The 6,544-nt window shown below is 59.6% G+C and carries 6 protein-coding genes; 3 read left to right on the forward strand and 3 right to left on the reverse strand.

The window, feature by feature from the left end:
- Nucleotides 1–1,339 (forward strand): ATP-binding cassette domain-containing protein (locus JHD59_RS21255; protein ID WP_199155726.1); only part of this gene is annotated, 1,339 nt, incomplete at its 5' end.
- A 273-nt stretch (nt 1,340–1,612) separates the two neighbouring features.
- Here the strand turns inward: JHD59_RS21255 and JHD59_RS21260 are convergent.
- From JHD59_RS21260 to JHD59_RS21270, 3 genes are all read right to left on the reverse strand, one after another.
- Nucleotides 1,613–2,131 (reverse strand): 2'-5' RNA ligase family protein, encoded by a 519-nt coding sequence (locus JHD59_RS21260; protein ID WP_199155727.1) that lies wholly within the window; start codon nt 2,129–2,131, stop codon nt 1,613–1,615.
- Nucleotides 2,124–2,480, reverse strand: a complete 357-nt coding sequence (locus tag JHD59_RS21265; protein WP_199155728.1) for a VOC family protein — start codon at nt 2,478–2,480, stop codon at nt 2,124–2,126. Before JHD59_RS21265 ends, JHD59_RS21260 begins: the two co-directional genes overlap by 8 nt.
- 73 nt (nt 2,481–2,553) lie before the next feature.
- Nucleotides 2,554–3,309: a carcinine hydrolase/isopenicillin-N N-acyltransferase family protein gene (locus JHD59_RS21270; RefSeq protein ID WP_199155729.1), complete on the reverse strand. Its 756-nt coding sequence runs from the start codon at nt 3,307–3,309 to the stop codon at nt 2,554–2,556.
- 423 nt (nt 3,310–3,732) lie between these two features.
- Between JHD59_RS21270 and JHD59_RS21275 the strand changes: the two genes are divergently transcribed.
- A complete protein-coding gene (locus tag JHD59_RS21275) occupies nt 3,733–5,964 on the forward strand; it encodes a PKD domain-containing protein (protein WP_233164448.1) in 2,232 nt (743 codons plus the stop codon).
- Nucleotides 5,965–5,993: 29 nt separating this feature from the next.
- Complete coding sequence (locus tag JHD59_RS21280; RefSeq protein ID WP_199155731.1) at nt 5,994–6,302, forward strand: hypothetical protein; 309 nt, start codon at nt 5,994–5,996, stop codon at nt 6,300–6,302.
- Nucleotides 6,303–6,544 lie beyond the last annotated feature (242 nt).

Raw genomic sequence — 6,544 nt, forward strand, 5'->3', positions numbered from 1 at the left:
GCTGGAGGATTGGCTGAAGGCCTATCCCGGCACGCTGCTGGTGATTTCGCACGACCGCGACTTCCTGGACGCCATCTGCAGCCATATCGTCGAAGTGGCCAACCAGACGCTGACGCTGTACACCGGCAACTACAGCCAGTTCGAAGTGATGCGCGCGGAGAAACTGTCGCGCCAGCAAGGCGAGTACGAAAAGCAGCAGCGCCAGATCGCCCATCTGGAATCGTTCATCACCCGCTTCAAGGCCAAGGCCAGCAAGGCGCGCCAGGCGCAAAGCCGGGTCAAGGCGCTGGAGAAGCTGGAGCGCATCGCGCCGGCCCATACCGCCTCGCCGTTCGATTTCCACTTCGACAGCCCGGAGCACCTGCCCAATCCGCTCTTGAAGCTGGACAAGGCCAATGCCGGCTATGGCGACAAGACCATCCTGTCCGATATCAGCCTGTCGGTGGAGGCCGGCGCGCGCATCGGCCTCTTGGGCGTCAACGGCGCCGGCAAATCCACGCTGGTCAAGCTGCTGTCCGGCGACCTCTCCCCGCTATCCGGCGAGCGCATCAACGCGCAGATGCTGAAGATAGGCTATTTCGCCCAGCACACGCTGGAAACGCTGCGTCCGGACGAATCGCCGCTCTTGCACATGCAGCGACTTGCGCCGACCACGCGCGAGCTGGAATTGCGCAGCTTCCTGGGCGGCTTCAACTTCCGCGGCGATGCCGCCACAGACCCGGTCGGCCCGATGTCCGGCGGCGAGAAAGCGCGGCTGGCGCTGGCGATGATAGTCTGGCAAAAGCCCAACCTGCTGCTCTTGGACGAACCGACCAACCACCTGGACCTGGAAATGCGCCACGCGCTGACGCTGGCCTTGCAGGACTTCACCGGCGCGCTGATCGTGGTGTCGCACGACCGCAGCCTGCTGGAATCCACCACCGATGTATTCTGGCTGGTCAGCGGCGGCAAGGTGCAACCGTTCGATGGCGACCTGGAAGACTACCGGCAATGGCGCATCGCCCAATTGGCCGAAGGCAACAAACCATCCGACGGCGACGCCCAGGGCGTGAACCGCAAGGAGCAAAAGCGCCAGGAGGCCGAGGCGCGCCAGCAGCTGGCCAAGCAACGCAAGCCGCTGCAAAACCGCCTGAACAAGCTGGAACAGGAAATGGACAAGCTGTCGCAAGAGAAAGCCCAGCTGGAAACCTTCCTGTCCTCCAGCGAGGCCTACAACGAGGCCAACAAGTTGAAGCTGGCCGACAGCGTCAAACGGCAGGGCGAGGTGGCCAGCCGCCTGGGCGTAGTGGAAGAGGAATGGATGGAAGTGCAGGAACAGCTGGAAGCGCTGGAATCCTGATCACTCCGCTAACCAAGCGCCATGAGCAAAACGCAGCCTCATCCGGGCGGCGTTTTCGTTTTCAAACATAATCCACATCAAGATTGAACAAGGCTGTGGACAAGTTAGGGACAAGGCGAAAAATCCCTTTACCCTGAAATACTTGCCTCTCGCGCTCAAAATTTGAGCAATGACGGAACTTTCCCCCATTCCACGCGAACAAGCCTGGTGACAGATTGTGGATAAACCAGTCAAGCCCATGAGCGAAAAAGAGAAAATACAAGCGCTCATTTTTTAATCAGCGCTTACCACTGCCGAACCCAACGTCGTCCGTCCCAGTTGCTGCCAGGGTTGGCCGCCGTACTGACGGATCATGCTGACCGCGAGGAATGTGATGGCGATGTGCCGCGGCAGGCCAGGGCTATCCAACAATAGATTGCCGGCCGCGCGCGGGTTGCGCGGATGCGCCAGAGTCAGGTGCGGAGCATGCCCGCGCGCCGCGCAGCCCAACACCTCGCGGCGCATGGCCTGAAAATCCGCCTCGCCGGCGACGCAGGGCAACAGAATACCGTGCCCCTGAAAGCGCTCCGCTGGGCCGAACTCTAGCCGCAACGGTCCCATTCCTCGCAAACGCTCAAACAGGCGGACCATGCCCAAATCGGCGATTTCGTCCTCGCGGCACAGCGTGACGTGCGCCGCGATGAGTCTGGCCTGCACCGGGTCCAGCGCATGGCGCACCACCTCCAGCGGCTCGCCCTGGACGCGCGGCACAAACAGGGTCAACTGCTCGCGCAGTCTGGCGGTCTCAGCCATGGGCCGCGCAATTGCAAAGCTCGAACTCATTGCCTCCAGGCGAGGCCAGCACGATGGAGTTCATTTGCGGATTAGCCAGTCCGTCCAGCACCACCGTCGCGCCAGCCTCTTTGGCGCGGCTCACGGCAGACGACAATTGCTCCGGCGCGAGTTCGAACACCGGCACGGCAGCGCAGCCTTGCAGCTCCTCGCCAAAATCATTGAGCAGCATGCCCAAGCGGGTTTCGCCCACCATGAATTCCGACCAATGGCTGCCCCGCTTCAGCGGCTCGCTTTCCAGAAAAGCCTGCCAAAACACCACCTCCGCCTCCATCTCGGCCACCTTGAAATACACGCTGCGGATTCGCATTGCTCTTCCCCTTTGCGACTGAACGCGAAAGACATTATGCCCAAAGCATCTTAAATGCATTCAGCCAGGGGGATCAAGGAAGCAATGTCTGAGCCGGCTGCGCCCAAAATGCCGCATCCAGCGTGTAATCGCGCGTCAGCGGCGCGGCGCCGGGATTGGCCAGCACCAGATGCAGCTTGGGCGCGGCAGCAGGCGGGAAAGCCATTTGCCAGCCGGCCAACGTGTATTCATGGCCGTTGCGCCACAGGCTGTTATCCGGGCCATCATGGCGATCCTGGCTCAGCGTCTCGAACTCGGCCAGACTATGCTGCGGCTGCCGCGCCAGCAAAGACTGGATCCGATCCAGCCGGGTTCTGCTGCTGGCGCCGACTTTTTGCGGAGCATCCAGCAAGGCGGTGTCCGCATAATGATTGGTATGCGCCAACATGCCATTCTGCTGGCGGATCAGCGTATAACGCCCTTGCTGGCCTATTTCCACCTGCATCAGGCCGCGGGCATCAGCCAGCAGCAGAAACACCGGGCGAGACAGCGGAAACACCTTATCCGCCGCGGCGGCCACTTCGTCCAGCGAGCCATAATCCCGCAACAGCTGCGCCAAAATGCCGTGCCTCTCACTGTCCGCCAGCCGCACCGCGCGCGGCAGGCTGCTGGCGGAAGCGCTGACCACGGCCAGCCCCTTTTCATTCACTCCCGCCTTGATGCCCGGCGCGCTGCCGTTGTCGGCATACAAGCCGAGATAGGCATAGCCCTGCTGCGGATGGCGCAAGCGCAAGGACTGCACATGATCCGGCTTCCAGTCGCGGTTCTTGGCCAAAAGCGTGCCATCCACGCTGGCCGACCCTGCCGCGCCCCATAGTGTGCAAGCGTTTACGGGGGAGTGAAACAGCGCGAGCAAGCCCGCCATAGCCAGCCACGATTTCCGCATACAAACCTCTATTCATGCCTGATTCCATAAAACAGGAAAGCTTATAGGAGCCGGGACAGGCCGCCAACGGCTCGCAAGCATCCAGGGGCTGGAGCGATTCACACCCACAGACAAGTGGAGGCCTCCCCCTCACCATCTGACATGCCTAGCAGGCTTCAGTGATTTAGCTTGACTGATCAAACTTATATTTATAGACAAAATTCGCAACATTTTTTGCAATGCTTGCGATGGGAAGTTGCGTTAATGGTGTTTACATATTGATAATACTAATTTACATTTATTTACAAAATAAACAATATCTTTAAACAAGTTCTTATAGTGAAGAAGATGGAAAAAATGAATAAAAATGCCCGCATGCAAGTGATGGCGGCCTGTATAGCCAGTGCCCTGATGTTAAGCGCCTGCGGTGGGGGCGGAGGAGGTGGCGGCGATACCTCGCCTGGAACCCAGACCACCCGGCAAACCGCTCCCAGCACGCCCAACATTTCAATTGGAACCACGGGTAGCTTGCTGGCAACGGCTCCTATTGCCTTTTCCGCCAGCGCAACCGACCCTTCCGGATTGACGCTTTCCTACATATGGGACTTTGGCGATGGCTCCGCCCCCACTCCGGGCCAGAACGTCAGCCATACTTATGCAAAGTCGGGTAGCTATACCGTCAAGGTGACGGTGTCCAACACCGCCAATCAGGCGTCCAGCTTCACGCAAAGTATCACCATCGTTGCTCCCAATCCGGCGACGCCCACCATCCAATCCTCAGCCACCACCGCGGCCATTGGCCAAAGCGTGACTTTTACCGCCAACTCTAGCGATCCGCAAAATCTGCCGCTGACGTTCAGCTGGGACTTTGGCGATGGCAGCGCCGGCAGCGGCGCAACGGTTTCGCACACTTTCAACAAGGCCGGCACATACAACGTATCGGTAACGGCTAGCGACACTTCCGGCCTCCAGGCCACCGCCAGCATTGCGCAAGGCGTTGTAGCAACAAACAGCAATAAGCTGGTAGCCGATTGCGCGGGCGCCAATTGCGGCGCTGTGGACGCGTCCACCTATAGCGGCAACGGAATTGGCACTTGGCGTTACACCAACACCACGTCGAGTGACGCCACCATAGACATTAATATTGCGGGCGTGAAACCGGGCAACAAAGCAACCTTGGTGTTCACTAATGGCGGCACCAACATGACTTCAGCACCCGGCACTGGCAATCTCGCCTCTGCCTCCGCTCTGCCTTCGCTTGGTGCACGCGCAGTCATCACTCACGAGATGATGGCTTACCAGGGGACCTATGCCGGCAAAATGGCCATGACGGAGAAAAATCGTCAGTTGGCTGAGCAGCTGATTCACCTGCCGGCGCAAACAGTTGCAGCGCGCGCGCAGGCAGCGCGCATGTCTGCCCGCTCCCGCGCCAATGCGGCAATTGGCGACACCCGCACTTGGAACGACCTATGGGACAACGCAAGCAACCCCGTTCCTTATGTCACCCAGGCTAACACCCAGTGCACGCTGCCATCTGGCCGCAATGTCGTGTTCTGGCTGGACCCGAACGCCACCAAGTCCGGCAACGTCAGCAGCGACGACATGGCTGCGATGAAAAACGCAGTCTGCGGCAGCAACGGCGGCTTTGCGCAGCTCAATGCCCTCTTGGGCGATGTATGGGGGACCGTGCCCAGCAAATACACAGGAAGCGTAATCCAAGACTCTCCGGGCGCGCTGCAGGACATCAACATCGCCATTGTCAATGCTCCCGCATCAACCGGCTGGGCCGGCTATTTCTATGGAGCCAATAACTACCTGAGCTCCGTCAGCGGAATGAGCAACTCCAACCAGGCCTTGCTGTTCTTCATCAACGCTGGCGAGGTCAAGAACAACCGCAATTACACCATTGCCTCTCTGCTGCATGAAGCGACGCACATGACCAACTTCTACCAGCGATCGATTGTCAGAGGCACGACGCATGACACCTGGCTGGAAGAAACCTCGGCCATGCTGTCGGAGGATGTGATCGCGCCGGCTTTGCTTGGCGGCTACGATACGGCCTATTCAGTCAGAATCCCAGGCTATCTGCAAACTGGCGGCGGCGTCAGCTACAACCAGTGGTCTACGCTGTCGTCCGGCTCATACAGCCTGGGCGGCGCGTTTGGCGCCTTCCTGAACCGCCGGTATGGCTTGGCCATCTACAAGCAGCTGATCACCAGCTGCAATGACGGCGACAGCTATGGCATCGACAGCAGCTACAATTGCTTGGACAAGCTGATCACCAGCAATGGCGGCAGCGGCCTAGCCGATGAATACGCCCGCTTCGGCGCCAGCATCTTCGCCACGCTGCCGGCCACGAATTTGCCCAATGGTTATGGTTTCCCGACCAAGACAGACGGTGCCTACCAGTTTGCGGCGTTTGATCTGACGAAATATCAGACCACCTCGCCGCAAAGCCTGTTCGGGATTTTCCAGTCCATGAGCCATAGCTATCAAGTGGATAACATCAACGGCAATAGCTATAGCCGCAAGGGCGTGAAAATTCCGGCCAACACCAGCATGATCCTGGTGGTACGCTGATGCAAACATGCAAGCACAGGTTCATATGCTTGCTGCTGGCTGGCAGCGTGCTGGCTGGTTGCGCCCACACAGGTGCCGCCAGCCAACCACTGCAGCAAACGGTTGCGCCCAGCCAACGCTGGGTGGGCGCAGTCGTCCGCAAAGGTCCGGATGTGGGCGGCTGGTGGGCGCTGGTTGATGCCAAAGGCAAGGCCTGGCGACTGGATGGTTTAAGTCGGGCTGACATGACGCAGCTGGGCAAACTGCAGTACCAGCGCATAGAGGTCAACGGAAAGCTTGGGCAAGAGCTGCTTTCCATCCCTGGCATCATCGTGGAGCGCTGGTCGCCACTGCCATAGGCCTGGATGGATGGACATACGCCACCGCGTCGCGGTGGCGTTTTCTTTAGGGTATCGGTTGATGAAAACATGCGCAGACGGCGCATCAAAAACATGTCTACTTCCCGCAAACCAACCAAGGATCGTAAACAGCCGCCATGCACCTCAGGCCCTGTCTCTTATACACATCTCCGAGCCCACGAGACTCAAAAGGGGGGGGGGGGGGGGGGGGGGGGGGGGGGGGGGGGGGGGGGGGGGGGGGG

Source organism: Chromobacterium sp. ASV23, from assembly GCF_016428945.1.
GTDB classification, from domain to species: domain Bacteria; phylum Pseudomonadota; class Gammaproteobacteria; order Burkholderiales; family Chromobacteriaceae; genus Chromobacterium; species Chromobacterium sinusclupearum.

Bases quoted from the DNA above. Each gene is read 5' to 3' on its own strand.
- JHD59_RS21275 (WP_233164448.1), top strand. From the start codon at position 3,733: ATGGAAAAAATGAATAAAAATGCCCGCATGCAAGTGATGGCGGCCTGT.
- JHD59_RS21265 (WP_199155728.1), bottom strand. From the start codon at position 2,480: ATGCGAATCCGCAGCGTGTATTTCAAGGTGGCCGAGATGGAGGCGGAG.
- JHD59_RS21260 (WP_199155727.1), bottom strand. From the start codon at position 2,131: ATGGCTGAGACCGCCAGACTGCGCGAGCAGTTGACCCTGTTTGTGCCG.